The sequence below is a fragment of the Promicromonospora sp. NPDC090134 genome (assembly GCF_044746965.1).
Lineage (GTDB): Bacteria > Actinomycetota > Actinomycetes > Actinomycetales > Cellulomonadaceae > Promicromonospora.
In genome coordinates this window covers 854,848-878,306 of sequence record NZ_JBIVCZ010000001.1, presented here as the reverse complement: position 1 = coordinate 878,306, position 23,459 = coordinate 854,848, and the positions used below count along the sequence as shown (strand labels likewise).

Here is a 23,459-nt window from a genome sequence, read left to right as displayed (position 1 = left end):
CCCGTCAGCTCAGGGTCTGCTCGCGACGGTCCACCGCGGCCTTGGCCTCGGCGAGGCCGTCGCCCGTGATCTCCCGGTAGCGCTTGATCGCCTGGATCTTGCGGTCGGCCCGGATCAGCATGTCGACCTCCGACATCCCCTCCGGCTCGGGCACGACCACACCGACCTGCGCCATGACGAGGTCGATCTTGCGGTCGAGCTTGTCCAGCGCCGCCTGCTGCGCACGCCGGTGCCCGCTGGCGGAGATCCAGTTGAGAACCAGCAGCACAACGACCAGCATCACGAGGATTTCCATACCCGGGACCCTAACCGCGGTCTCGGGCGCCCGGGATCAGGTGACGGCGCCGATGTGCCAGGGGATGAACTCCTCGGCGCCGATCTCCAGCTCCTCGCTGACGGTCTGCTGCCCGGAGGCGACGGCGAGGATGCGGTCGAAGATCTGCCGGCCCACGTCGGCGACGGTCGCGGTGCCGTCGACGATCACGCCCGCGTTGAGGTCCATGTCCTCGGACATCACCGAGTACATCGGGGTGTTGGTCGCGACCTTGATCGACGGGGTCGGGCGGCACCCGAACACTGACCCGCGGCCGGTGGTGAAGACGACGACGTTGGCGCCGCCCGCGACCAGGCCCGTCACGGAGACCGGGTCGTACCCGGGGGTGTCCATGAAGGCGAACCCGCGCTGGGTGATGGGCTCGGCGTACTCGTACACGGCGCCCAGGTCGGCCTGCCCGCCCTTGGCCACCGCCCCCAACGACTTCTCCAGGATGGTGGTCAGGCCGCCCGCCTTGTTGCCCGGCGAGGGGTTGTTGTCCAGCGTGCCGCCACCGGCGGCGACGTAGTCGCGCCACCAGTCGATCCGGTCCAGGAGCTTCTTCGCGACGGCGGTCTCGGTGGCCCGCGCGGTGAGCAGGTGCTCGGCGCCGTACACCTCGGGGGTCTCGGCCAGCACCGAGGTGGCGCCGTAGGCGACCAGGCGGTCCGAGGCCCAGCCGAGCGCGGGGTTGGCCGTGATCCCGGAGTAGCCGTCCGACCCGCCGCAGTTCAGCGCGAGGACCAGCTCGGACACGTCGCACTCGACGCGCTCCCGCTGGTTGACCAGGGGCAGCATCTCGCGGACCGCGGCGACACCGGCGCGCACCGAGGCCCGCACGCCGCCGGTCTCCTGGATGGTCAGGGACCGCACCACGGTGTCGTCCGCGATCGCGGCCAGCAGCCCGGACCGCGTGTCGTCGGGGGCGCCGATGCCGGGCATCCCGAGGTCGGCGACCTGCCCCGACCGGGCCGACAGCGCCGCGCCGGGGACCATCTCGCAGCCCAGCCCCAGCACCAGCAGGCCGGCGACGTTGGGGTGCGCGGCGTATCCCCGCAGGGTGCGCAGCAGGATCTGCCCGCCCTCGGAGTCCGGGACCAGGCCGCACCCGGAGGTGTGGGTCAGGGCGATGACACCGTCGACGTTCTCGAACTCGTCCAGCACGTTGCCGCGGAACTGGTCGGCGATCATCTTGGCCGTCGAGGCCGAGCAGTTCACGCTGGTCAGGATCGCCACGAAGTTCCGGGTCCCGACGCGGCCGTCGGCCCGGCGGTACCCGCGGAAGGTGGGCCGGGGCTCGTCGTCGGGCACGGGGAGGTCGTGGTGCGTGCCGCCGAGGGGCGCCTCCCGCGACCCGTCCTCGAACCCGAGGTTGTGGGAGTGCACGTGATCACCGGGGCCGATGTCGGTGGTGGCGACCCCGATGGCCTGCCCGTACTTGCGCACCCGGCCACCCACCGGCACCGACCGCAGCGCGATCTTGTGCCCCCGCGGCACCGGCTGCCGCACGGCCAACGGACCGCCCCCGGGAACCACGACGGCATCGCCGGGGCTCAGGTCGAGCGTGGCGACGGCGACGTCGTCGCCCTCCCGCAGCACGAGCAGATCATGTGACACCTGTGGCACCTCTCCTCTGAACCGTTTCATCCTACCGACGTCCGGAACGTGTCAGACGTACAGGTCACCCGGGTGACCTGTACGTCTGACACGTGGTGGGTGGCGTCAGTCTGCGATCGCCGCGTTGACCTCGTCCAGGAACTGGGTGGCCGCCTCATCCGGGGTGATGCGCTCGAAGAGGACCTCCGTGTTGATGCGCTCCATGATGTCGGCGAGCTCGGCGGAGCCGTGCGGCGGGACCGCCGGGTTGTCGACGATCTCGTCCTCGATGTCCGCCATGAAGTCGGCGACCTTCTGGTCCGTGGGCGACAGGTCGCCCAGGATCGCCTCGCGCACGTCGGTGTTCGCCGGGAGGCCGCGGTCGGTCAGCATGATCTTGGCGGCCTCCTCGGAGTTGAGCAGGAAGTCCACGAACTTCGCGGACGACTCCGGGTACTCCGTGTCGGCGGAGACCGAGTAGAACATCGCCGGCTTGTAGTACATGCCGGTGCGCTCGCCCTCCGACTCGCCCGGGAGCCGCAGCAGCTCCAGCCCGTGACCCGACGAGTCGGACAGCGCGCCGAGCTGGTTGGTCCACCAGACGCCCATGGCGCCCTTGTTGGTGCCGAGCAGACCGCCCTCGGGGCCGGCCGCCTGGTACTCGACGGTGCGGGCGGCGTCGGGCTGGCCGCCACCCTCGACCAGGTCGAGGGAGACCTGGAAGAAGTCGGCGACGGTCTCCTCGGAGACGCCCAGCTCACCGTCGGCCGTGAAGAGGGTCTCGCCGCGCTGGCGCGCCATCACGTTGAGGCCGGCCTCGTTGAAGCCGTAGTCCTGCGTGCCCCAGACGCCGTCGCCGGCGCCCTTCGCGACGGCGTTCGCCGTGGTGACGTAGTCCTCCCACGTCCAGGTGGTGTCGTCCGGCACGTCGACGCCTGCGTCGGCGAAGATCTCCGGGTCGGCGACGAGCGCGTAGGCGTTGATGCCGGTCGGGATGCCGTACTGGGTCCCGTCGATCTGGCCGCCGGCCAGCACGCCGTCGTCCACCTTCGACATGTCGATGTCGAGCGTGCCCAGGTCGGCGAGCACGTTCTTGGTCGAGTAGTCGGAGATGTAGCGCTCCTCCTGGGTGATGACGTCCGGGGTGTCGCCCGCGGCCACCGAGGTGGCGAGCTTGTCCCAGTAGCCGTCCCAGTCGGTGAAGTCGGGGACCACGGTGATGTCCGGGTTCTCCGCCTCGAACGCCTCGATGATCTGCTGCGTCGACTCGTGACGGCTGTCCGAGCCCCACCACGAGAAGCGGATCTCGCAGGGGCACTCCTCGGCGGCGGCCGGGCCGTCGTCGCCGCCCCCGCCGATGCCCGAGTCGCCGCCCCCGCAGGCCGCGAGGGTCAGGGCCACGGCCGCGATGCCCGCGGCCGAGCCGGCGAGCCGCTTGCCGCGCCTCGTGGGTCGTGGGTTGCCGGTGGTGCTCATGTATTTCTCCTTCGGTGACGTTGACGTCGTTGTCGCATCGCGGGTGGAGCTACTTGATCCCGGTGGTCGCAATGCCCTTGACCAGGTACTTCTGTCCGAACAGGAAGGCGATGAAGACGGGGATCAGGGAGACGATCGACATCGCGAACAGCGAGCCCCACGAGCTCTCGCCCGTGGAGTCGACAAAGGTGCGCAGCGCGATCGGCACGGTGTACATCTCCGGCCGCGTCAGGAAGATGAGCTGGCTGAAGAAGTCGTTCCACGTCCAGATGAACGTGAAGATCGCGGTGGTGGCGAGGGCCGGCATGGACAGCGGCAGCATGATCTGCAGGTAGATCCGCAGGTGGTTGCAGCCGTCGAGGGTCGCCGCCTCGTCCAGCTCGCGGGGGATGCCCCGGAAGAACTGGACCATCAGGAAGATGAAGAACGCGTCCGTCGCGAGCAGCTTGGGCACGATCAGCGGCAGGAACGTGTTGATCCACTCGAGCTGGGAGAACAGCACGTACTGCGGCACGATCACCACGTGGATCGGCAGCATGATCGACATCAGCATGATCGCGAACCACAGCCGCTTGCCCTTGAACTCCAGCCGCGCGAACGCGTAGGCCGCCAGGGAGCAGGACAGCAGGTTGCCCAGCAGCGAGCCGAGCACCACCAGCGCCGAGTTGATCAGGTAGTGGCTGAACGGGTGCAGCAGCGCGTTCCACCCGTCCGTGTAGTTGGACAGGTCGATGTCGGTGGGGATGAGCCCCGGCTCCCGGAAGATCAGCGCGTTCGGCTTGAACGAGCTGGCCAGCATCCAGAGCAGCGGGTACAGCATCACGAACCCGAAGGCGATGAGGCCCGCGTGCTTGAGCACGCTCCCCACCCGGGCCCTGACGCGCCGGCCGCGCGGCCGGACGGCGGTCGGACGGCGGTCGGACGGCCCGGCGCGCCGGGCGCCGGGTGCGGTGTCGGACGGCGGACGTACCGCCGTCGGCGTCGTGGTCTGTGCGGTCGTCGAGGCGTCAGTCATCGTAGAAGACCCAGTACTTGGAGGCGAGGAAGTTGACGACCGTCATGCCGCCGATGATCAGGAGCAGGAACCAGGCCATCGCCGAGGCGTAGCCCATGTCGAGCGAGCCGAACCCCTTGAGGTAGAGGTACAGCGTGTACAGCAGCGTGGAGTCGGACGGGCCGCCGTTGCCGCCGCTGACGACGAACGCCCGCGTGAACGACTGGAACGCCTCGATGAGCTGCAGCACGAGGTTGAAGAAGATGATCGGCGTGAGCAGCGGCACCGTGATGCTGCGGAACTGCCGCCACCGCGAGGCGCCGTCGATCGCGGCCGCCTCGTAGTACATCTGCGGGATCTGCCGCAGGCCGGCCAGGAAGATGACCATGGGCGCGCCGAACGTCCAGACGTTGAGCGCCATCAGGGTGCCGAGCGCGTAGTCCGGGTGCGAGACCCAGCCCTGCCCCTGTACCCCGAAGAGCGCCAGGACCTGGTTGACCAGGCCGTCCGCGCCGAAGATCTGCCGCCAGAGGATGGCGATGGCCACCGACCCGCCCAGCAGGGAGGGCAGGTAGTACACGGAGCGGTACAGGGCGAGCCCGCGCATCCCCTTGTCGAGCAGCAGCGCGAGGCCGAGGGCCGCGGCGAGCTGGAGCGGCACCGAGACGAACACGTAGGTGAACGTGACACCGAGGGACTGGAGGAACCGCGGGTCGTCGAACATCCGCGTGTAGTTCTCCAGGCCCACCCACTGGGGCGCGGAGAGCAGGTCGTAGTCCGTGAAGGACAGGTAGAGCGACGCGCCCATGGGACCTGCCGTGATGAGCACGAGGCCCACGAACCACGGCGCGAGGAAGAACAGCGCCCAGCGCCCGTCGCCCCTCCTGCGTGCTCCGGCGGACTGCTTGCCGCGCGAGAGCTCCTGGATCACTGACATGGGTTCACCCCCGCGCGGACGGGCCCCGTCAGGGCGGGTGGGGGCTCGGACCGCCAGGGTCCGGGCTCGCGGTTCGGGTGGCGCATCGCGTTGTCCTCCGGATCGTCGTCGATCCCCGGCTCGTCGGTGAGAAACCGGTCTCTGGTGGAGGAACGTACCACACGAGGAACCGGTTTCCCATGGTGTACCGTCACATCGGGAAACCGGTAACGCGGAGGCCACGCCGACGAGGGCGCGCGCCACGCGCGATCCGGTCGGACAAGGTCACGGACGGAGAGCACATGGGCAGCGGCAGCGTTCGAGGCGCAGGTCAGCGCCGTGCGGTCGCCACGATCGGCGACGTCGCGGCGGCGGCGGGGGTCTCCCGGGCGACCGTGTCCCGCGTGATGAACGGGCGCAGCACGGTCGACGCCGCGATCGCCGAGCGCGTGCGCGGCGTCGCGGCGGAGCTCAGCTACCGGCCGAGCAACGCGGCCCGCAGCCTCGCGCTCGGCCGCACGCAGACCGTGGCGCTCGTGGTGCCGGACCTCGGCAACCCCGTGTTCCAGCAGATCCTGCGCGGCGTCATGGACGGCGCGGCCGAGGACGGGTACCGCGTGCTCGTCGCGGACACGGTCGAGGACGACCAGCAGGAGGGCGCCATCGCCCTGGAGGCGCGCATGCGGTGCGACGCCCTGGTGCTCGTGTCGCCCCGCATCGGGGACGCCGAGCTCAGCGCGCTCATCGCCGACGTCGAGCCCGTGGTGCTGGTCAACCGCGAGACCGGCGGGACGGCGCCCAGCCTGGTCGTGGACTACGAGGACGGCGCCGTCCAGGTGGTGGAGCACCTCGTGGCGCTCGGCCACCGCCGTCTGGTCTACCTGGGCGGACCCGTGCGCAGCGCGTCCGACGAGCTGCGCAGGGCCGGCCTGGCCCGGGCCCGCCAACGGCATGCCGACCTCGAGATCCTCGACCTGCCCGCCGGACCAGACATCCAGGCGGGCCACGCCGCCGCGCCCGCCGTCCTCGCCACCCGCGCCACCGCGGCGCTGGCCTTCAACGACCTCGTCGCGTTCGGCCTGCTCGCAGGCCTGAACGAGGCCGGGGTGGCCGTGCCCGCCGACATCTCGGTGGCCGGCTTCGACGACATCGAACTGTCCCGCTACGCCACACCCGCGCTGACGACGGTCGCGGTGCCGCAGGCCGAGCTCGGCCGCCACGCCTGGAGGGAGCTGCACGCCGTGATCGACGACGACGCCCACCCCGCACGCTCTGCACGGTTCACGCCCAGCCTGGAGGTGCGCGGGAGCACCGGACCCGTGCCCCAGGGCCCGGAACGGGTGCACATCACGGACGACGACCTCGTCGTCGGGCAGCCGGAGGAGGTGCCCACCGTGCCCCCGACCGCCACGCCGGTCTGGTCCGTGCCCGCCGATCCTGCTGCCGACGCCGTCGTGCTGACCTGCGGCGACGGGCTGGAGCTGGTGCGCCGCGACGCGGGCGACCGCATGCCCAAGGTGCACGCGCGCCGGCCCTACCTGCACCCCGTCCACACCCTGGCGGGGGTCCCGCTCACCGACGTGAGCCCCGTGGACCACCGCCACCACTACGGCGTGGGCATCGCCGTGCCCGACGTGAACGGCACGAGCCACTGGGGCGGCCGTACCTTCATCGAGGACGTGGGCCCCACGCTGCTGAAGAACCACGGCCGGCAGACGTCGTCGGGGATCCGGGTGGAGCCGGGCGTTCCCGGCGCTCCGGGCGCCGTGGGCACGGCCGGCGAGACCCTGGTCGAGGAGGTGCTGTGGTCCGACGAGCACGGCGAGCCGCAGCTCCGCGAGGAGCGCCGCGTCTCGGCGCGCCTGCTCCCCCTGGCGCCCGGGGCCGACGCCGCCCCCGGCTGGGTGCTCGACTGGCGCTCGACGCTGCACGCGGACCACGGCCCGCTGGAGATCCGCTCGCCCGCCACGAACGGGCGGCCGGGCGCGGGGTACGGCGGCCTGTTCTGGCGCCTGCCGATCGCCGAGAGCACCACGGTGCTGTCCGCGGCCGGCACCGGCGAGAACCGGGCGCACGGCAGCACCTCGCCCTGGGTGGCGTTCGTGCAGCAGCAGGGCGGCCGGTCCACGACCCTCCTGCTGGTGCAGCCGGGCCAGGTGCGGCCGTGGTTCCTGCGTTCGGCCGAGTACCCCGGCGCCTGCCCGGCCCTGGCCTGGGACGCGCCCCTGCTCGTGCCCGACGGCGGCTCCGTGCAGCTCGACCTCGTGGCGGTGCTGCTCGACACCGAGCTCACGACCGACGCGGCCGAGGCACTGGCCGCCGACCTGACCGACGGCGGCCGGCGGTGAGCCTGCCCAAGGTGGCCGTGGTCGGCATCCACGGCCACGGCGGCTCGCACCTGCGGGCCGTCGCGGACCTGGAGGACCGGGGGCTGGCGCGCCTGAGCGCCGTCGTCGACCCGCGGGAGCCCGACAACGCGCCGGCCCTGTGGTTCGCGAGCCTGGGCGACCTGCTGTCCGCCGACACCGACGCGTTGCCCGACGTCCTGGTGCTCGCCACGCCCATCCACACGCACCTGCCGCTCGCGCGCGCCGCGCTGGAGGCGGGGATCGACGTGCTGCTCGAGAAGCCGACCACGGCGTCCCTGGCGGAGCACGCCGAGCTCGTCGCCGTGGTCGAACGGACCGGGCGGCTGTGCCAGGTCGGGTTCCAGACCTTCGGGTCGCACGCGCTGCCCGCCGTCGCCGACATGGTCGCGCGCGGCGAGGTGGGGCAGGTGACCGGCATCGGCGCCGTCGGCACCTGGGTGCGGACCGCTGCCTACTGGGCGCGCTCGCCGTGGGCGGGGCGGCGGCGCATGGGCGATCGCGCCGTGGTGGACGGCGTGGTGACCAACCCGCTGGCGCACGCCGTGGCCACCGCCCTGTGGGTGGGCGGCGCCCGGACCGCCGCGGACCTCGCGTACGTGAACACGGACCTGTGGCGGGCCAACCCCATCGAGGCCGACGACACCTCGTCCCTGCGCGCCGTCGGCACCGACGGGACCCGCTACGGGTTCGGCCTCACGCTGTGCGCGGCGGAGCGCACCCCGGCGCACGTGATCGTGCAGGGCACCGAGGGCGAGATCGAGCTCGGCTACGAGCAGGACCTGGTGCGGCTGCGCACCGGGCGCGTGGTCGCCGAGAAGCGGTACGAGCGCACCGGCCTGCTGGAGAACCTGCTGCGGGTCCGGGCCGGCGCGGGCGAGCGGCTCCTGTGCGACGTGCGGGACACCGGCGCGTTCATGCGGGTGCTCGACGCCGTGCGGACCGCACCGGACCCGGCGCCGATCGACGACGCGTTCGTGGACTGGGTGGACGGGGTGGCACCGGTCGTGGGCGGTCCGGGCGGCGTCGGGCAGGGAAATCCTGAGGGCGACGCGCGGCACCCGGTGGTGCACGACGTCGCCGCGTGGTGCGAGCGCGCCGCGCGCGAACAGCGCACGTTCACGGAGCTCGGCGCCCCGTGGACGGTCCAGCCGTAGCTCCCCCGGATCGTGAAATGGTGCTCGGGTGCTGCCCGTCCTGACTGCCATCGGTTCCATGGCCTGCGTGGTCGCGCTCGGCTGGGTGATCCAGCGGACCGGCCTGCTGGCCGGCCGCGGACTCCCCCGCGGGGTCGCCCGGGCCGCGGCGGGTGACGGCGGGGCGGGCGCCCGGCAGACCCTGGCGACGCTGTCGTTCACGATCTGCGCGCCGGCCCTGATGTTCAGCACGCTCGCCTCGACGGACCTGGCGCACGTGCTCTCGCGCGGCGCCGCGGTCACGTGGATCACGACGGCGGTGCTCGGCCTGGCGACGGCCGCGGCCGCGCGGTGGCTCCTGCGCCTGCCCGCGGGCCCCGCCGCCGTCACGACGCTCGCCGCCGTCTACGTCAACGGCGGCAACATCGGGCTGCCGCTGGCGGTCTACCTCTTCGACGACGCCCTCGCCGTGGTGCCGACGCTGCTGTTCCAGCTCCTGGTGCTGGCGCCGCTGACCCTCTCGGCGCTCGACCGGGCGACGGCGTCGGCCGACGGCGGGACTCCCGCGAGGTCGGGCTGGCGGTCGATGGGGCAGGTGTTCCTCGCGGCGTTCCGGAACCCGATCACGCTCGGCACGGTCGCGGGCCTGCTCGTCGCCGTGGTGGCCGAGCTGACCGGCGCGCGGCTGCCCGACGTCGTGCTGCTCCCGTTCGACCTGATCGGCGCCGCCGCGCCGCCGCTGGGCCTGCTCACGTTCGGGATGACGCTCGCCGTCCCCATGCCGGCCGCGGATGCCGACCTCGGCGTGACCGCCGGGCGCGGCCGCCGCCTGGTGGGCTGGGTGATCGCGATCGCCGTGCTGGTGCGCAACCTGCTGCACCCGCTCGCGGCGTGGGCCCTGGGTTCAGCGGTGGGGCTGGACGCGCCCGCCCTCGCCCTGGTGGTGACGATGGCCGCGCTGCCCACGGCGGTGAACGTCACGACCTACGCGACGCGGTACGGCGTGTTCGACGGCGTCGCGGCCCGTGCGACCGTCTGGACGACGGCGCTGTGCGTGCCGGTGCTGGTGGTGATCGGCGGGCTGCTGGTGTGACCCGCCCGGCCGAGGCAACCCCTGCGGCGGCGGTTCTCTTCGAGGCCCGGGTTTCTTCGCTTTGAGCCCTGTCAAAGCGAAGAAACCCGGGCCTCGAAGGGAATGATGCGGGCGGACCGCGGGTCAGATGCCCAGGTTGTCAGATGCCCAGGTTGAGGTCCTTGACCGGGACCGGGGCGCCCGTCTCCAGCGAGCGGTTGCCCGCGTACCCCACCGACGACGCGCGGACGCCGTCGACGTAGCCGGCCGCGCGGGCCAGCGGGTCGGGCTCGGCCGACGGCTTGAAGACGTCGGCCAGCAGCAGGGCGTCGCCGCCGCCGTGCCCGCCGCCGCCGCGCACGATCGGCCGCTCCTCGGCGCGCTCCCAGTGCCGCTGCACCACGAGCCGCTCGCCGATGGGCCGCACCAGGTCCTCCTCGAACACCTCGGTCGCGCTCGGGTCGAGGATCGCGGCCTTGTCACCGAACTCCACCGAGCCGCGCTCGGTGACCTCCAGCTCGGCTCGGCCGCGCGTGCCGTTGACCACCACGCGGTAGCCCTCCCAGGGCGCGTGCGCGGTGAGCGAGTAGGTGAGCAGCGCGCCGCCCTCGTACTCGACGACCAGCCCGAGCGTGTCCTCGGTGGTGATGCCCGCGTCGAACACCGAGCGGTTGCGCACGTAGCCGTCCACCGCCTGGGCCTCGGGCCCGTAGAGGGTGGACAGCCACTCGTTGTTCTCCACGGAGAGCTGCCACGGGTCGATGCCGCGCTCGTTCAGGGCGCGCTCGCCGGCCGTGGACTCGTAGCCGGACTCGTGCGCGCCGTCGTCGCCGTAGAAGCGCCGCCCGCCCGTGGCGAAGACGCGCTGCGGCACGCCGTCGATCCACCAGTTGACCAGGTCGAAGTGGTGGCTCGACTTGTGCACCAGCAGGCCGCCGTTGTTCACCTTCTCGCGGTGCCAGCGGCGGAAGTAGTCGGCGCCGTGCACGGTGTCCAGCGCCCAGTCGAAGTGGACCGACAGCACCCGCCCGATCTCGCCGCTCGCGATCACCTCGCGCAGCGCGCTGTTGCGGGGCGAGTAACGGTAGTTGAACGTCGTGACCAGGTCGCGGCCCGTCTCGGCCACGGCGTCGACGATCTGCCGGGCCTGGTCGGGGTGCGCGGCGATGGGCTTCTCCACGACCACGTCGGCCCCGGCCCGCAGGGCGCGGGTGACGAGGTCGCCGTGCGTGCGGTCGATCGACGTGACGATCACGCGGTCGACGGACTGCTCCGCGATCGCCTTCTCCAGGTCGTCCGGCCCGTACACGGGGCGGACGCCGCCGAACGCGGCCGCGACGCGCGCCTCGTAGGCCGCTGCGCGCACGGGGTTGGGCTCTACCCAGGCGACGATCTCGCCGTCGGGCGCGTGGGTACCGATCAGGGCGTCGACGTACATGGAGGCGCGGTGCCCCGTGCCCACCACCGCGTAGCGGCGGCGCCCCTCGGGCAGCGGGCCCGACGGCGGCACGGGCTCTTGGGTCGGACCGGTGATCGGCTCGGTGGTCGGCTCAGGCATCGGTGGAGAGCTCCTTCGGTCGTCGTCGACGTCGGGTGGATGGGATTGAAACGATACGACGCCGGGAAAGCGCTGTCCATGCCCGCCGCGCAGTTGCCCGCCCCGTCATCGACCGGCCGTCGGCCGGCTCACCGCTCCGGCGTCAGCACCACCTGGCCGGCCCACGCGAAACCGCCGCCGAACCCGAACAGCAGCGCGGGCGCGCCCGCCGGGATCCTGCCCGCATGCCACCACTTGGACAGCCCCAGCGGGATCGACGCCGCCGACGTGTTGCCCGACTCGGTGATGTCCGTGACGACCACCTTGCCCTCCATACCGAGCGCCTTGGCCAGCGGCTCGATGATCCGCAGGTTCGCCTGGTGCGCCACGAGCACCTCGATGTCGTCGAGGCTCAGCCCGGACGCCGCCACGACGTCCCGAGCCCGGTCCGCGGCGCGCGTGATGGCCCACTTGAACACCGAGCGGCCGTCCTGCTGGAACTTCACCTCGGGCGCCTCGATGCGCACCGCGGGCGTGAGCTCCGGCTCGGTGCCCCACACCACGGGCCCGACGGCGGGGGCGTCCGCCGCCTGCAGCACCGCGGCGCCGGCGCCGTCCGCCGTGAGGATGCACGTCGAGCGGTCGGTCCAGTCGGTGTATGCGGTGAGCTTCTCCGCGCCGATCACCAGCGCCGTGCGCGCCGCCCCGGTACGGATCGCCTGGTCGGCCACGCCGACCCCGTGCGCGAACCCGGAGCAGGCCACGTTGAGGTCCAGCGCGGCCGGGCCCACGACACCGCGCAGGTCCGGCGCCTCCTCGCCCTCCGGCGTGGAGGCGCCGGGCTGCACGCCCGTGTGCAGCGCGTAGGCCACCCGGCCGGCCGTGTTGGGCGACCGGTCGTCGTTGGTGGCGGTCGCGACGATCACCAGGTCGACGGCGTCCGCGGTCAGGCCGGCGTCGGCCAGCGCGTGCTCGGCCGCGGCGGTCGCCATCTCGGCGACGGTGACGTCGTCCGCCGCCACGTGACGGGTGACGATGCCGGTGCGCGACCGGATCCACTCGTCGTTGGTCTCGACCCGCTGGGCGATGTCGTCGTTCGTCAGCGTCTGCGGTGGCTGGTGGTGCCCCAGACCGACGATGCGGGAGCCGGCGGCGCCGGACGGGAGCGTGAGAGCGGTAGCCATGAGATCAACGTAGCGCGCCGAGGTCGAACGGCTCCATGAGGGTCCCTGCGGCGAGCTCCCGCGCCGCCCGCGCCACGCGCTCCTCGGCGCCCGGTCCCGTGGCCGGCACCTCGCCCACCTCGCGGAAGGCCCCGCGCAGCTGGGAGTCGTACCGCTCCCCCATCGCCGCGTTACGTCCCTTGTAGGTCCACGCGATGAGGTTGGCCAGGGCGAACCGCGGGCCGCACGAGCGGCAGGACATGATGCCCGGCGGCCGCCGGAACCGGGTGCTCCGGTGACCGTCCGGGCACGTGCCCACCCACGGCCCGTCGATCGACGGCGCCGACGGGTCCACGCAGCGCAGCCCCGAGCACCCGATCCGCACCGCCACCTCGCGCCATGCCGGGCCGTGCTTCGCCTTGTGACCCGCGAGCGCGTGCGCCACCTCGTGCAGGATGGTGTCCCGCACCTCCCGCTCGTCATGGATGCGGGTGAGCGGCGCGGACAGGCTGATGCGCCGCTTGCCGTAGCTGCACATCCCGGCGCGCCGGACGGCGTCGTCGAACTCGAACGTCCAGGCCTTCAGCCCGTGCTGGTCCATCAGTTCGCGCGCGAGGCGCGAGGCGGCGACAAGGTTCATGGGTACCCCTGCGGTGGTCGTTCAACGGTCAGATCGCGTCCGGCTGCACCGGACGCGATCGAACCTACGGGCTCTCACCCACACGCACGTGAAGTTATCCACAACCCAGCGTCACAAGGCGGACCTGTCAGGCATCGCTCCCCGAGGTGCCCTCGGCCGGACCGGCCGGCGGGATCGGGAAGTTCGTCCGGAACACGTTCGAGGGATCGTAGACCGCCTTGACCTCCCGCAGCCGCGTGAACGTCGGCTCCGGGAACGCCTCCAGCAGCCGCTCGGGCCGGCTGTCGGTGTCGAACGACAGGTACGAGCCGTCCATCACCGACCCGATCTCGTCGTCCCACGCCTGGTTGAGCCGGTCCTGGTCCGAGCCCAGGGCAGAGAGCGCGAAGTTCTGGTGCCGGTGCGCGTACGCCGTCGCGTCCGGGGCGACGTCGTTCCCCGCGCCACCCGTGGCCCGGATCGACGTGAAGTACGACTCCCCGGTGCCCAGCAGGCGCTCGACCGCCCGGCTCGTGCCCTGGTCCAGGTGCGTCAGCAGGCCGGACCGCGCCGACGGGTCGCCGCCGCCGGAGTGGTGGGCGTCCTCCTTGCGCACGACCCCCGAGTACGGCAGGAGCTGCGCCTGGTGCCCGAGCAGCGGGCCGGCGTCGGCCAGCAGCTCGAGCTGGGCGATCGCCTCGTCCGGGTCGGCGTCGGCGCCCTCGGCCGCGAACACGGTCAGGAGCTGTGCCATCGGCGTCTGCCCGCGCCGTCCGCCGCCCAGGATCATGAACGACGTGAGCCCGCGCGGCGCCGCCTCGACGGTGGCGCCCCAGCGCTCCAGCAGGCCGGCCGTGTCGGAGGCGTCCAGCGTCATCTGGGAGAAGACCACGGCGCCGACGGCGCCCGCCTCGATCTCCAGCCAGGTGACCACGCCCATGTTCCCGCCGGCGCCGCGGAGCGCCCAGTACAGGTCGGGGTGCTCGTCGCGGGACGCGTGCAGCACCCGCCCGTCGGCCGTGACGACCTCCGCGGCCACCACGTGGTCGACGGTCAGGCCCTGGAGCCGGCCCAGGAACCCGATGCCGCCGGTGGTGGCGAGCCCGCCCACGCCCACGCCGCCGTAGTCGCCCGACGTGATGGCCCAGCCGCGCGGGGCCAGGACCTCCGCGACCTCGCCCCAGGTGGCCCCGGCGCCGATCCGCACCCGGCGCGTGGCCTCGTCAACCACCTCGACGGAACGCATCCGGCTCAGGCTGAGCACCACGCCGCCGTCGTTCGTGGAGCGGCCCGAGATGCCGTGCCCCGCGGAGCGGACGGCGAACTCGACGTCCTGCTTCTGCACCCAGGCCAGCCCGGCCGCGACCTCGTCGACGCCCCGCGGCCGCAGCACCAGGCCCGGCGCGCCGGACCGGAGGTAGTTGTGCCGCACCGCGCCGTACTCGCGGTCGCCCGGCTCCACGGCGTGCGCCGCGAGCTCCGGCGGGAGCGAGTCGTAGTCGATCCCGCCGCGACGGGCGGCCAGCGCCGTCGCGCCCCGGCGGGCCGCCGCCGGCGCCGTGCCCGCGGAGCGCCGCTCCGCCGCCACGGCCTCGCGGACGGCGGGCGCCACCTCCTGGGCGAACGCGCGGATCTGGTCCGGGTCGTCGCCCATGGCGATGAACCCGCTGACGCCGTCCTCCAGCGCCATGAGGGTGAGCTCCTCGACCCACTGGTCGGCCGGGCCCTGGAGCGGGCCGGTGGACCGGTCGGCAATGGCCCCGCCGAGGTTCAGCAGGCGCCGGATCTCGCTCGGCGAGCGCCCGGCCTCCTCGGCCGCCTCGTCGATGGTCGCGTTGCTGCGCGCCAGGTCGCCGTCCTTGAAGTAGGGCAGCGAGGGCAGCCAGCCGTCGGCCTTGGCCCCGGTGAGCCGGAGCATGCGCTTCTTGTAGGCCCCGAGCCAGATCGGGATGTCGTGCGCGGGCGCCGGGCCGCGCTTCGCGCCGTCGACGTGGTGGAACTGCCCCGGCACCCGGAGCGGCGTCCGGTTACCGGCGTCCCAGATGCCGCGCATGATCTCGATGCCTTCCTCGAGGGCCGTGACGCCCTCGCCGGGGGTACGGCGCGTGGCACCCATCGCGACCATGGCGTCCCAGAAGCCGCCGGTGCCCACGCCCATCTCGAAGCGGCCGCCGCTCAGCAGGTCGAGGCTCGCGGCGGCGCGCGCCAGGTGGGCGGGCGGGCGCATGCCCAGGTTGAGCACGTTCCCGGAGAGGTGGATGCGCTCGGTCTGCGCGGCCACCCACGACAGGAGCGTCCAGGTGTCCAGGAACGACGGCTGGTACGGGTGGTCCTGGAACGTGACCAGGTCCAGGCCCAGCTGCTCGGAGAGCTGGGCCAGCCGCACGGGAACCTGCGGGTCCGCGTTGGCCGGGGTGATGAAGGTGCCGAAGAGCAGGTCGTGCCCGTAGTCGGTCATGCGTGCGGTGTCCCTCGTGTCGCTCTGCGCCTGCCGCGCCTCGCGGCAGATCGTCTGTCTAGCAGACGATATTAGTCACAACTCTTCTGAATCGCTGCACATTCCCCTAGGATGGGGGCATGAGCACCGCGCCCACCGAGACCCGCACGGGCCAGCACTCCCTGTTCGGCTGGTCGCTCGCCGCGCTCCTGCGGGAGTGGAGCGCCCGGGTCGACGCCGCCGCCGACGACCTGCCGCAGGGCACGCGCGGCTACCAGCTCCTCACGGCCGTGGTGCACGGCGACCTCCCGAGCCAGGCAGCGCTCGCCGCGTCGCTCGGCATCGACCGCACGGTGATGACCTACCTGCTCGACGCGTTCGAGGGCTGCGGGCTGGTCGAGCGGCAGCAGGACCCGGCCGACCGGCGCGCGCGTCGCATCGTCGCGACGGACCGCGGGCTGGAGGTGCTCGCCGCGATGGACGCGCGCGTGGCCGCCGCGGAGGAGGAGCTGCTCTCCGGGCTCGAGCCGGCGCAGCGCGCGGTGCTCCGCGAGCTGCTGGAGCGGGCCGCCACGGGCACCGGTCCGGACCACGACCCGTGCCGCACCGTGGTCCAGGCGACCAAGCCGGCGGACGTGCCGGACGCCCGGTGACGTGTCAGACGCTCAGGGCTCGCCCAGACCCGTCTCGCGGTAGAAGCCCTCGATGTGCTCGCGCATGAGGCGCTCCGCCTCGGCGGCGTCCTGCCGGGCGACGGCGGCCACGATCGCCTCGTGCTCCGCACACAGGCGCGCGGCGGTCCGCGGCCAGTTCTCGACCGCCTCCGCCCCGGCCGCCACGTAGGACGCGACGGCGGCCCGCATGCCGCTCAGGATCGCCTCGACGAGCTGGTTGCCGCCCAGCCGCGCGATCCCGATGTGCAGGTCCTGGTCGCCCTCCAGGAAGTCGGCCACGCCCAGCCCGGGCTCGGCCATCGCGGCGAGGTGCGCCCGCAGGGGCTCCAGGGCGGCCTCGTCCCAGCGCCCCTCGGCGGCGTCGCGCACGGCTCCGGTCTCCAGCAGCACGCGCGTGCGGACGACGTCGGACACGGGGAGGGTGCCGGAGGCCACGTGCAGGCGCACCGCCGCGCCCAGGCCGGCCGCGGGCCGGTCGATCACCGTGGCGCCCGCCGTGGGGCCGGAGCCGACGGCGGTGCGCACGATGCCCATCGCCTCCAGGATGCGGATGGCCTCGCGCACGGACGGGCGGGACACGCCGAGCTGCTCCGCGAGCGCCCGCTCCGCCGGGAGCCGCTCGCCGATGGACCACTTGCCCGCGGTGAGGCCCGCCTCGATCTGGGCCAGGACGCGCTCGTGGGTTCGCACGGTCGCCATGCTACTTCAGTGGTCTGTCCACAGTGGGCTATGGTGAGGACAGACCTCGAAGGAGAGTGCCCATGCGTATCGCCCTGGCCGCCACCTGTATCGCCGACGCGATGTTCCCGCAGGCCCCGAAGGCCGTCGTCACGCTCCTGGAGCGCCTGGGCCACGAGGTCGTGTTCCCGGCCGCGCAGGCGTGCTGCGGCCAGATGCACGTGAACACCGGCTACCTCGCCGAGGCCGTGCCGGTGGTGCGGAACCACGTGCGGACCTTCGCCCCGGTGGCGGACGGCGAGTGGGACGCCGTCGTGGTGCCCTCCGGCTCGTGCACGGGCTCGATCCGGCACCAGCAGAGGATGGTCCTGGAGCGCGCGGGCCTGAGCTCCGAGGCGCGGACCGCGACGGCCGTCTCCGAGCGCACCTACGAGCTCTCGGAGCTGCTGGTCGACGTGCTCGGCGTGACCGACGTCGGCGCCTGGTTCCCGCACCGCGTGACCTACCACCCCACGTGCCACTCGCTGCGGATGCTCGGCGTGGGCGACAAGCCCGAGCGGCTGCTGCGGGCGGTCGAGGGCCTGGAGCTCGTGCCGCTGGAGCAGGCCGAGGGCTGCTGCGGGTTCGGCGGGACGTTCTCGCTGAAGAACGCGGACACGTCGGCGGCGATGCTCGACGACAAGGTGGCCTCCGTGGTGGGGACGGGGGCGGAGGTGCTCACCGCGGGCGACTGGTCGTGCCTGATGCACATCGGCGGAGGCCTGTCGCGCGGTGGCACGGGCGTGCGGCCGATGCACCTGGCCGAGATCCTCGCCTCGACCCGCGAGGCACCGGTGCGCCCCGGCGACCGCCAGGAGGTGACCCGATGAGCACCTTCCTCGGCATGCCGGCCACGCGCGCCGGCCGCGGCCCCAGTCCCGACGCCGCACCCGGCACCCTCGGCGGCGTGGGCCGCCCGGAGGACCCGTTGCACTGGGGTGCGACGTTCCCGCACGCCGCGAAGGCCGCGCTGGCGAACGAGCAGCTGCGCCGCAACCTGGGGAACGCCACCTCCACCATCCGGTCCAAGCGGGCGCGCGTGGTCGGGGAGGTGCCGGACTGGGAGGCCCTGCGCGACGCCGGCTCCGCGATCAAGACCGACGTCATGGCCCGGCTCCCCGAGCTGCTGGAGGAGCTCGAGCGCAACGTGACCGCGCGCGGCGGCGTCGTGCACTGGGCGCGGGACGCCGCGGAGGCCAACCGGATCGTCGCCGACCTGGTGCGCGCCAAGGACACCGACGAGGTGGTCAAGGTCAAGTCCATGGCGACCCAGGAGATCGGGCTGAACGAGGCGCTGGCCGAGGAGGGCGTCGCGGCGGTCGAGACCGACCTGGCGGAGCTGATCGTCCAGCTCGCCGACGACATGCCGTCACACATCCTGGTGCCCGCGATCCACCGCAACCGCACCGAGATCCGCGACATCTTCCTGGAGCGCATGGCCGACGCCCCGCCGGACCTGACGGACGTGCCGCGCGAGCTCGCGATGGCCGCCCGGGCGCACCTGCGGCGCAAGTTCCTCTCGGCGACGGTCGCGATCAGCGGCGCCAACTTCGCCGTCGCGGACAGCGGGACGCTCGCCGTGGTGGAGTCGGAGGGCAACGGCCGCATGTGCCTCACGCTGCCCGAGACCCTGATCACCGTGATGGGCATCGAGAAGCTCGTGCCCACGTTCGACGACCTGGAGGTGTTCCTCCAGCTCCTGCCGCGCTCCTCGACGGGCGAGCGGATGAACCCGTACACCTCGATGTGGACGGGCGTGACGCCGGGCGACGGCCCGCAGGAGTTCCACCTGGTGCTGCTCGACAACGGCCGCACCAAGGTGCTCGCCGACGAGGCCGGGCGCTCGGCCCTGCACTGCATCCGCTGCTCCGCGTGCCTCAACGTCTGCCCCGTGTACGAGCGGGTGGGCGGGCACGCCTACGGCTCGGTCTACCCCGGCCCGATCGGTGCGATCCTCACCCCGCAGCTGACCGGCGAGAAGTCCGACCTGCCGTACGCGTCCACGCTCTGCGGCGCCTGCTACGAGGTCTGCCCGGTCAAGATCGACATCCCGTCGATCCTGGTGGAGCTCCGGGCACGTGAGGTCGAGCTCGCCGGTTCCTCGCCCGACGCCGCGGACCGCGTCTGGAAGGCGGCCATGAAGGCGGCGTCCTTCGCGATGGCCGACGGCGCGCGCTTCCGCCGGGCCGCCCGGGTACCGCGGGTGCTGCGGGCGATCTCGCGGCACGGCGTGATCCGGCGGCTGCCGTTCCCCGGCTCGCTCTGGACCCGCTCGCGGGACCTGATGGAGCCGCCGCGGCAGACGTTCCGCGACTGGTGGGCCGAGCGAGAGGACGACCGATGAGCGACGCCAGGACCGAGATCCTGTCCCGCATCCGCACGGCGCTGGGCACCGAGGCGCCGGCGCCCGCGGCGGTCCCGCGGCAGTACCGGTCCGGGGGCGAGCACGCGCCGGGGTCGGCGGAAGTGCTGGACCTGCTGGTCGACCGGCTGGAGGACTACAAGGCCCACGTGCACCGGGTCACGGCTGCGGACCTGCCGGCCCTGCTCGCGAGCCTGCTGGCCGAGGTGCCCGCGAGCTCGGTCGTCGTGCCGCACGGGGTGGAGGGCGCGTGGCTCTCCCGGCTGGCGGACGTCGAGGTGCGGACCGACTCGCGGGAGGCCCCGCTCTCCGCGACCGAGCTCGACGCGATCGACGCCGTGGTGACGGCCGCACGCGTGGCCGTGGCAGAGACCGGCACCATCGTGCTGGACGGCGAGACCGACCAGGGCCGGCGCGCGATCTCCCTGGTCCCCGACGTGCACGTGTGCGTGGTGCGGACCGACCAGGTGGTGCAGACCGTGCCGGAGGCCGTGCGGCTGCTCGACGCCGATCCCGGCCGGCCGCTGACCTGGATCAGCGGGCCGAGCGCGACGAGCGACATCGAGCTCGACCGGGTCGAGGGCGTGCACGGGCCCCGGACGCTGCACGTGGCGCTGGTGTCCTGACCTCAGGGGTGCAGCCGTGCGCCCTTGACCACCTTGTCGACGACGCGCCGCTCGCCGGCCACCGCGATCCCGACCAGGTCGAGCTTCTCGGTGGCCACGCCGGCGACGGCGGCCCGGTTGTCGACGTCGTTCCCCGTGGCGAACAGGTCGGCCGTGTAGACGCCGATGCGCAGGCCACGCGTGGCGGCACGCTCCCGGAAGGTGGCGAGCCGGCCGCCGTCGGCCACCATGACCATGACCGGGGTGCCGAGCATCGCGAGGTACTCCTGGCTGTCGGCGTCCCGGTAGGTGTCGCCGACGAGCTCCGGGTACGCGGCGGTCACGGCACTGGCCAGGAAGGCGGTGACGTTGTTCTCCTGCCAGCCGAGCAGGTCGTCCCGGAGCACGATCACGATCTTGGGCTGTTCGAAGGTCATGAGCCTCAGGGTGGCGGCGGAGCGTGCCGGGAATCTTGTACGTTCTTGATGTGCCCTCGCTCGATCGCTCCGCCGGTACGGCCCCGGACGTGGTGCGCGCCTGGCGGCCCGAGGTCCCGGGCGTCGCCGAGGTGCTGCACGCCGCCTGGCACGAGCACGCCTACCCGGCGCACACCCACGACACCTGGACCGTGCTGATCGTCGACAGCGGCCTGATCGGCTACGGCCTGGACGGTCACGAGCACGCCGCGCGACGCACCGGCGTGACCGTGCTGCCGCCCGGCGTCGTGCACGACGGGCGGTCGGTCACCGCGACGGGCTTCAGCAAGCGCGTGGTCTACCTGGAGCCCACGGTGCTCGACGGCGCCCTGGTGGGCCGGGCGGTCGACGCCCCGCTGGTCCCGGACGACCGGCTCCGCACGCGGTTCGCCGGCCTCGACCGGGCGCTGACCGTGCGCGAGGACGTCGCGGCAGAGAGCCTGCTCGCCCTGGTCACGGAAGGTCTGGCCTGGCACCTCTCCGGCCGCCCGACGCCGGCGCGCGAGCCGCCCGCCGCCTCCACGGCCCGGCGCGCCCGCGACCTGCTCGACGCCGACCCCGCCCGGCCCGTCCGGCTCGCCGAGGTGGCCGCCGCGCTGGACGTCACCGTGCCGCACCTGGTCCGCTCGTTCACCCGGGAGCTGGGCCTGCCGCCCCACCGGTACCTGGTGGGACGCCGTCTGGACCTGGCCCGACGGCGGCTGCTCGCCGGCGAGCCCGCGGCCGACGTCGCGGTGGCCACGGGATTCCACGACCAGGCGCACCTGACACGGCACTTCCGCCGCCTGCTGCGCACGACGCCGGGCCGCTACCAGCGGGGCTGACCGGGCCGGGCCGGCGGGGCCTGCCGGGCCCGCTCAGCGGGGCGCGCCGCCGTCGTCCCCTTCGAGGCCCGGCTTTCTCCGCTTTCGACCGCCTCAAAGAGGAGAAAGCCGGGCCTCAAAGGCGAGCAGCGTCACGCCCCGCACGCCCACGCACCGCAGCGGTGGGGCGCCGGGTGCGGGAGAATGGCCTCTCGTGACCGACCCCGCCCCCGAGCCCACCCTGTTCGAACTGCCCCCGGGTGCCCGGCGCCCCCGCGCGCGGGTGGTGCTGCTGACCGGCCCGTCCGGTTCGGGCAAGACCTCGCTCACGCAGCGGCTGGGCCTGCCGGTGGTCCAGCTCGACGACTTCTACCTCGACATCGACCACCCGGGCCTGCCGCAGCGGTACGGCAGCGTGGACTGGGACAGCCCGGCGAGCTGGGACGGCAAGGGCGCCCTGGCCGCGCTGCAGGAGCTGGCCACGGAGGGCCGCGCCGAGGTCCCGGTCTACGACATCCCGACGTCCCGCCGCACGGGCATGCGCCGCCTCGACATCGGCGACTCCCCGCTCATCCTGGCCGAGGGGATCTTCGCGGCGCAGCTCGTCGAGGAGTGCCGAGCCGAGGGGCTGCTCGCGGACGCGATCTGCCTGTCCCGGCCGCGCCTGGTCACCTTCTGGTTCCGGTTCCTGCGCGACGTCGCGGAGGCGCGCAAGCCGCTCGGCACGCTGCTGCGCCGCGGCACCTCGCTGCTGCGCGCGGAGCCGGCCATGATCGAGCGGTGGGTGGCGCTGGGCTGCCGCGAAACATCACCCGCTCAGGCCGAGAGGGACATCCGGAACCTCCTTGTGCAGAAGTCCTCGGATACGTAATCCTCGTGTAACCGAACTGCCATGTGATGCACATCCGCAGGGCTCACTCTGGGCGCAGGAGGTGGTGTCTGTGATCCAGCGCAACGGCTTGCGTGTGCTCTCGCTCTACGAGGGCTTCTTCAGCGGCGGGGCTCGTGTCCTGCACTCGACGGTGGTCGCCGGTCTGCATCAGGGCGGTCGTCAGCAGCATTCCGTGCTGAGCCTGCACCACGAGGTCCGGCGCGAGGCCACCCTCCAGCGGATGGAGGACGACCCCCGCTACCGCGCGCTGCGCGCCGCGGGTGTCCGGATCGGCTCCCTGGGCCGCAGCACCGACGCGAACCACGACCCGCGGGTGTTCACCGAGGCCGAGCTCCGGGCTGCGGCCCACCAGGCCGAGGGCTCGCACGTCATCCTGTCCCTCAAGGAGCAGCCGCTCCGGCTCGTGAACCAGGACGCGTTCCCGCAGCGCCCCGTCATCGCCTGCCTGCACCGGTCCGACCCGGAGCACCAGGGTGACGCCCTCGGCGACCTGCTGACCGCGGCGGAGCGCGGCCGGCTCGCCGCCGTCGTCTGCTGCGCGGAGTCCACGCGCGACGCGTACCGGGAGGCGGGCGTGCCCGCCGAGCTGCTGCGCGTGGTGCCCAACGGCATCAACCTCGCCCGGTTCCGCCCGGTCCAGGGCGCGCGCCGGCTCGCCCTGCGGGGTGCGGCCGGGATCCCGGCCGACGCGACGGTGGTGGTCTACGCCGCGCGGTACGACGAGATGAAGAACCCCGAGCTGTTCCTCCGGTCCGCCCGGCTGTTCCTGGCGCTCGAGCCCACGGGCCGGGTGCTGATGTGCGGCGCCGGCATGAGCTCGGCCAACCCCGACCTCCAGGCCGACCTGGAGCGGATCTTCGGCGACCGCCCGGACCTGCTGGAGCGCCTCGACCTGCTGGGTGTGCGACACGACATGGAGCTGGTCTACGCGACGGCCGACGTCGTCGCGCTCACCTCGACCTTCGGCGAGGCCGCGCCGCTGTGCCTCATCGAGGGCTCGATGTGCGGCGCCGTGCCGGTCACGACGCCGGTGGGCGACGCGCCGTCGATCGTCGAGCGGATCGGGTTCGTGACGTCGTTCGAACCCGACGAGATCGCCGCGACCTGGATCGAGGCGGCCGCCCGCCGCGAGGAGCTGGAGTCCGCGCGCACCGCCGTCCGGCCCCGGTTCAGCCACGTCCGGATGATCGCCGGGTACTCGAGCATCATCGAGCGCACCCACCGCGACGCGGGCTTACGCATGGCGCGGGTCTGAGGTCCCGACGCCTCGTGTGATCGGCAGGACGTCAGGTGGTCGGCACCCCG

Annotated in this window: 21 protein-coding genes; 10 read left to right on the top strand and 11 right to left on the bottom strand. The window is 73.2% G+C overall.

Annotated elements, in window-relative coordinates; genetic code table 11:
• Positions 1 to 4: 4 nt before the first annotated feature.
• The 5 genes from ACIPN7_RS03795 to ACIPN7_RS03775 form a co-directional block, all read right to left on the bottom strand.
• Positions 5 to 295 carry a ribosomal protein L7/L12 gene (locus ACIPN7_RS03795; protein ID WP_400538119.1) on the bottom strand — a complete coding sequence of 97 codons (291 nt, stop codon included), beginning with the start codon at positions 293 to 295 and terminating at the stop codon, positions 5 to 7.
• Positions 296 to 331: 36 nt separating this feature from the next.
• Entirely contained in the window at positions 332 to 1,960 is a 1,629-nt protein-coding gene (locus ACIPN7_RS03790) for a UxaA family hydrolase (RefSeq protein ID WP_400538117.1), read from the bottom strand.
• A 75-nt stretch (positions 1,961 to 2,035) separates the two neighbouring features.
• Entirely contained in the window at positions 2,036 to 3,385 is a 1,350-nt protein-coding gene (locus ACIPN7_RS03785) for an ABC transporter substrate-binding protein (RefSeq protein ID WP_400538115.1), read from the bottom strand.
• 49 nt (positions 3,386 to 3,434) lie between these two features.
• Positions 3,435 to 4,400, bottom strand: a complete 966-nt coding sequence (locus ACIPN7_RS03780) for a carbohydrate ABC transporter permease (RefSeq protein ID WP_400538111.1) — start codon at positions 4,398 to 4,400, stop codon at positions 3,435 to 3,437.
• Entirely contained in the window at positions 4,393 to 5,316 is a 924-nt protein-coding gene (locus ACIPN7_RS03775; protein WP_400538109.1) for a carbohydrate ABC transporter permease, read from the bottom strand. The genes ACIPN7_RS03780 and ACIPN7_RS03775 overlap by 8 nt, the downstream gene beginning before the upstream one ends.
• A gap of 281 nt (positions 5,317 to 5,597) precedes the next feature.
• Between ACIPN7_RS03775 and ACIPN7_RS03770 the strand changes: the two genes are divergently transcribed.
• Genes ACIPN7_RS03770 through ACIPN7_RS03760 form a run of 3 tightly spaced genes read left to right on the top strand, consistent with a single transcriptional unit; the run spans position 5,598 to position 9,890 of the window.
• A complete protein-coding gene (locus ACIPN7_RS03770; protein WP_400538107.1) occupies positions 5,598 to 7,643 on the top strand; it encodes a DUF6807 family protein in 2,046 nt (681 codons plus the stop codon).
• Complete coding sequence (locus ACIPN7_RS03765) at positions 7,640 to 8,818, top strand: Gfo/Idh/MocA family protein (protein ID WP_400538105.1); 1,179 nt, start codon at positions 7,640 to 7,642, stop codon at positions 8,816 to 8,818. Before ACIPN7_RS03770 ends, ACIPN7_RS03765 begins: the two co-directional genes overlap by 4 nt.
• 28 nt (positions 8,819 to 8,846) lie before the next feature.
• Complete coding sequence (locus ACIPN7_RS03760; protein WP_400538103.1) at positions 8,847 to 9,890, top strand: AEC family transporter; 1,044 nt, start codon at positions 8,847 to 8,849, stop codon at positions 9,888 to 9,890.
• 139 nt (positions 9,891 to 10,029) lie between these two features.
• Here ACIPN7_RS03760 and ACIPN7_RS03755 read toward each other — a convergent pair whose 3' ends face one another.
• From ACIPN7_RS03755 to ACIPN7_RS03740, 4 genes are all read right to left on the bottom strand, one after another.
• The gene (locus ACIPN7_RS03755; protein WP_400538101.1) at positions 10,030 to 11,427 is read right to left on the bottom strand and encodes a Gfo/Idh/MocA family protein; all 1,398 of its coding nucleotides are present in this window, start codon (positions 11,425 to 11,427) and stop codon (positions 10,030 to 10,032) included.
• A 128-nt stretch (positions 11,428 to 11,555) separates the two neighbouring features.
• Positions 11,556 to 12,590 (bottom strand): 3-oxoacyl-[acyl-carrier-protein] synthase III C-terminal domain-containing protein, encoded by a 1,035-nt coding sequence (locus tag ACIPN7_RS03750; protein ID WP_400538099.1) that lies wholly within the window; start codon positions 12,588 to 12,590, stop codon positions 11,556 to 11,558.
• Between the two features lie 4 nt (positions 12,591 to 12,594).
• Entirely contained in the window at positions 12,595 to 13,209 is a 615-nt protein-coding gene (locus ACIPN7_RS03745; protein ID WP_400538097.1) for a SprT-like domain-containing protein, read from the bottom strand.
• 127 nt (positions 13,210 to 13,336) lie between these two features.
• Entirely contained in the window at positions 13,337 to 15,646 is a 2,310-nt protein-coding gene (locus ACIPN7_RS03740) for an LLM class flavin-dependent oxidoreductase (RefSeq protein ID WP_400538095.1), read from the bottom strand.
• Positions 15,647 to 15,765: 119 nt separating this feature from the next.
• On the opposite strand from ACIPN7_RS03740, the gene ACIPN7_RS03735 reads away from it, so the two are divergent.
• Positions 15,766 to 16,278 carry a MarR family winged helix-turn-helix transcriptional regulator gene (locus ACIPN7_RS03735; RefSeq protein ID WP_400538093.1) on the top strand — a complete coding sequence of 171 codons (513 nt, stop codon included), beginning with the start codon at positions 15,766 to 15,768 and terminating at the stop codon, positions 16,276 to 16,278.
• A 12-nt stretch (positions 16,279 to 16,290) separates the two neighbouring features.
• Here ACIPN7_RS03735 and ACIPN7_RS03730 read toward each other — a convergent pair whose 3' ends face one another.
• Positions 16,291 to 16,989 (bottom strand): FadR/GntR family transcriptional regulator, encoded by a 699-nt coding sequence (locus ACIPN7_RS03730; RefSeq protein ID WP_400538091.1) that lies wholly within the window; start codon positions 16,987 to 16,989, stop codon positions 16,291 to 16,293.
• 71 nt (positions 16,990 to 17,060) lie between these two features.
• Between ACIPN7_RS03730 and ACIPN7_RS03725 the strand changes: the two genes are divergently transcribed.
• From ACIPN7_RS03725 to ACIPN7_RS03715, 3 genes are read left to right on the top strand one after another with little or no spacing between them, the layout of a single operon-like run.
• A complete protein-coding gene (locus ACIPN7_RS03725) occupies positions 17,061 to 17,846 on the top strand; it encodes a (Fe-S)-binding protein (RefSeq protein ID WP_400538089.1) in 786 nt (261 codons plus the stop codon).
• Positions 17,843 to 19,360, top strand: coding sequence for a LutB/LldF family L-lactate oxidation iron-sulfur protein (locus ACIPN7_RS03720; protein ID WP_400538087.1), 1,518 nt, complete (start codon positions 17,843 to 17,845; stop codon positions 19,358 to 19,360). The genes ACIPN7_RS03725 and ACIPN7_RS03720 overlap by 4 nt, the downstream gene beginning before the upstream one ends.
• On the top strand, positions 19,357 to 20,004 hold the full coding sequence (locus tag ACIPN7_RS03715) for a lactate utilization protein C (RefSeq protein WP_400538085.1): 648 nt from the start codon (positions 19,357 to 19,359) through the stop codon (positions 20,002 to 20,004). The genes ACIPN7_RS03720 and ACIPN7_RS03715 overlap by 4 nt, the downstream gene beginning before the upstream one ends.
• A gap of 2 nt (positions 20,005 to 20,006) precedes the next feature.
• Here ACIPN7_RS03715 and ACIPN7_RS03710 read toward each other — a convergent pair whose 3' ends face one another.
• Positions 20,007 to 20,420: a DUF2000 family protein gene (locus ACIPN7_RS03710; RefSeq protein WP_400538083.1), complete on the bottom strand. Its 414-nt coding sequence runs from the start codon at positions 20,418 to 20,420 to the stop codon at positions 20,007 to 20,009.
• 50 nt (positions 20,421 to 20,470) lie between these two features.
• Between ACIPN7_RS03710 and ACIPN7_RS03705 the strand changes: the two genes are divergently transcribed.
• The 3 genes from ACIPN7_RS03705 to ACIPN7_RS03695 all read left to right on the top strand — a co-directional run bounded on the left by ACIPN7_RS03705 (position 20,471) and on the right by ACIPN7_RS03695 (position 23,409).
• Entirely contained in the window at positions 20,471 to 21,283 is an 813-nt protein-coding gene (locus tag ACIPN7_RS03705; RefSeq protein ID WP_400538081.1) for an AraC family transcriptional regulator, read from the top strand.
• A 193-nt stretch (positions 21,284 to 21,476) separates the two neighbouring features.
• Positions 21,477 to 22,133 carry a uridine kinase gene (locus tag ACIPN7_RS03700; RefSeq protein WP_400538079.1) on the top strand — a complete coding sequence of 219 codons (657 nt, stop codon included), beginning with the start codon at positions 21,477 to 21,479 and terminating at the stop codon, positions 22,131 to 22,133.
• A gap of 70 nt (positions 22,134 to 22,203) precedes the next feature.
• Positions 22,204 to 23,409 carry a glycosyltransferase gene (locus ACIPN7_RS03695; protein ID WP_400538077.1) on the top strand — a complete coding sequence of 402 codons (1,206 nt, stop codon included), beginning with the start codon at positions 22,204 to 22,206 and terminating at the stop codon, positions 23,407 to 23,409.
• Positions 23,410 to 23,459: the final 50 nt, after the last annotated feature.

Excerpts from the sequence above, each read along its gene's own strand:
- ACIPN7_RS03715 (WP_400538085.1), top strand. The coding sequence starts at position 19,357 with ATGAGCGACGCCAGGACCGAGATCCTGTCCCGCATCCGCACGGCGCTG.
- ACIPN7_RS03795 (WP_400538119.1), bottom strand. The coding sequence starts at position 295 with ATGGAAATCCTCGTGATGCTGGTCGTTGTGCTGCTGGTTCTCAACTGG.
- ACIPN7_RS03725 (WP_400538089.1), top strand. The coding sequence starts at position 17,061 with ATGCGTATCGCCCTGGCCGCCACCTGTATCGCCGACGCGATGTTCCCG.
- ACIPN7_RS03745 (WP_400538097.1), bottom strand. The coding sequence starts at position 13,209 with ATGAACCTTGTCGCCGCCTCGCGCCTCGCGCGCGAACTGATGGACCAG.
- ACIPN7_RS03785 (WP_400538115.1), bottom strand. The coding sequence starts at position 3,385 with ATGAGCACCACCGGCAACCCACGACCCACGAGGCGCGGCAAGCGGCTC.
- ACIPN7_RS03775 (WP_400538109.1), bottom strand. The coding sequence starts at position 5,316 with ATGTCAGTGATCCAGGAGCTCTCGCGCGGCAAGCAGTCCGCCGGAGCA.
- ACIPN7_RS03755 (WP_400538101.1), bottom strand. The coding sequence starts at position 11,427 with ATGCCTGAGCCGACCACCGAGCCGATCACCGGTCCGACCCAAGAGCCC.
- ACIPN7_RS03790 (WP_400538117.1), bottom strand. The coding sequence starts at position 1,960 with ATGAAACGGTTCAGAGGAGAGGTGCCACAGGTGTCACATGATCTGCTC.
- ACIPN7_RS03720 (WP_400538087.1), top strand. The coding sequence starts at position 17,843 with ATGAGCACCTTCCTCGGCATGCCGGCCACGCGCGCCGGCCGCGGCCCC.
- ACIPN7_RS03750 (WP_400538099.1), bottom strand. The coding sequence starts at position 12,590 with ATGGCTACCGCTCTCACGCTCCCGTCCGGCGCCGCCGGCTCCCGCATC.
- ACIPN7_RS03740 (WP_400538095.1), bottom strand. The coding sequence starts at position 15,646 with ATGACCGACTACGGGCACGACCTGCTCTTCGGCACCTTCATCACCCCG.
- ACIPN7_RS03770 (WP_400538107.1), top strand. The coding sequence starts at position 5,598 with ATGGGCAGCGGCAGCGTTCGAGGCGCAGGTCAGCGCCGTGCGGTCGCC.
- ACIPN7_RS03735 (WP_400538093.1), top strand. The coding sequence starts at position 15,766 with ATGAGCACCGCGCCCACCGAGACCCGCACGGGCCAGCACTCCCTGTTC.
- ACIPN7_RS03780 (WP_400538111.1), bottom strand. The coding sequence starts at position 4,400 with ATGACTGACGCCTCGACGACCGCACAGACCACGACGCCGACGGCGGTA.
- ACIPN7_RS03710 (WP_400538083.1), bottom strand. The coding sequence starts at position 20,420 with ATGACCTTCGAACAGCCCAAGATCGTGATCGTGCTCCGGGACGACCTG.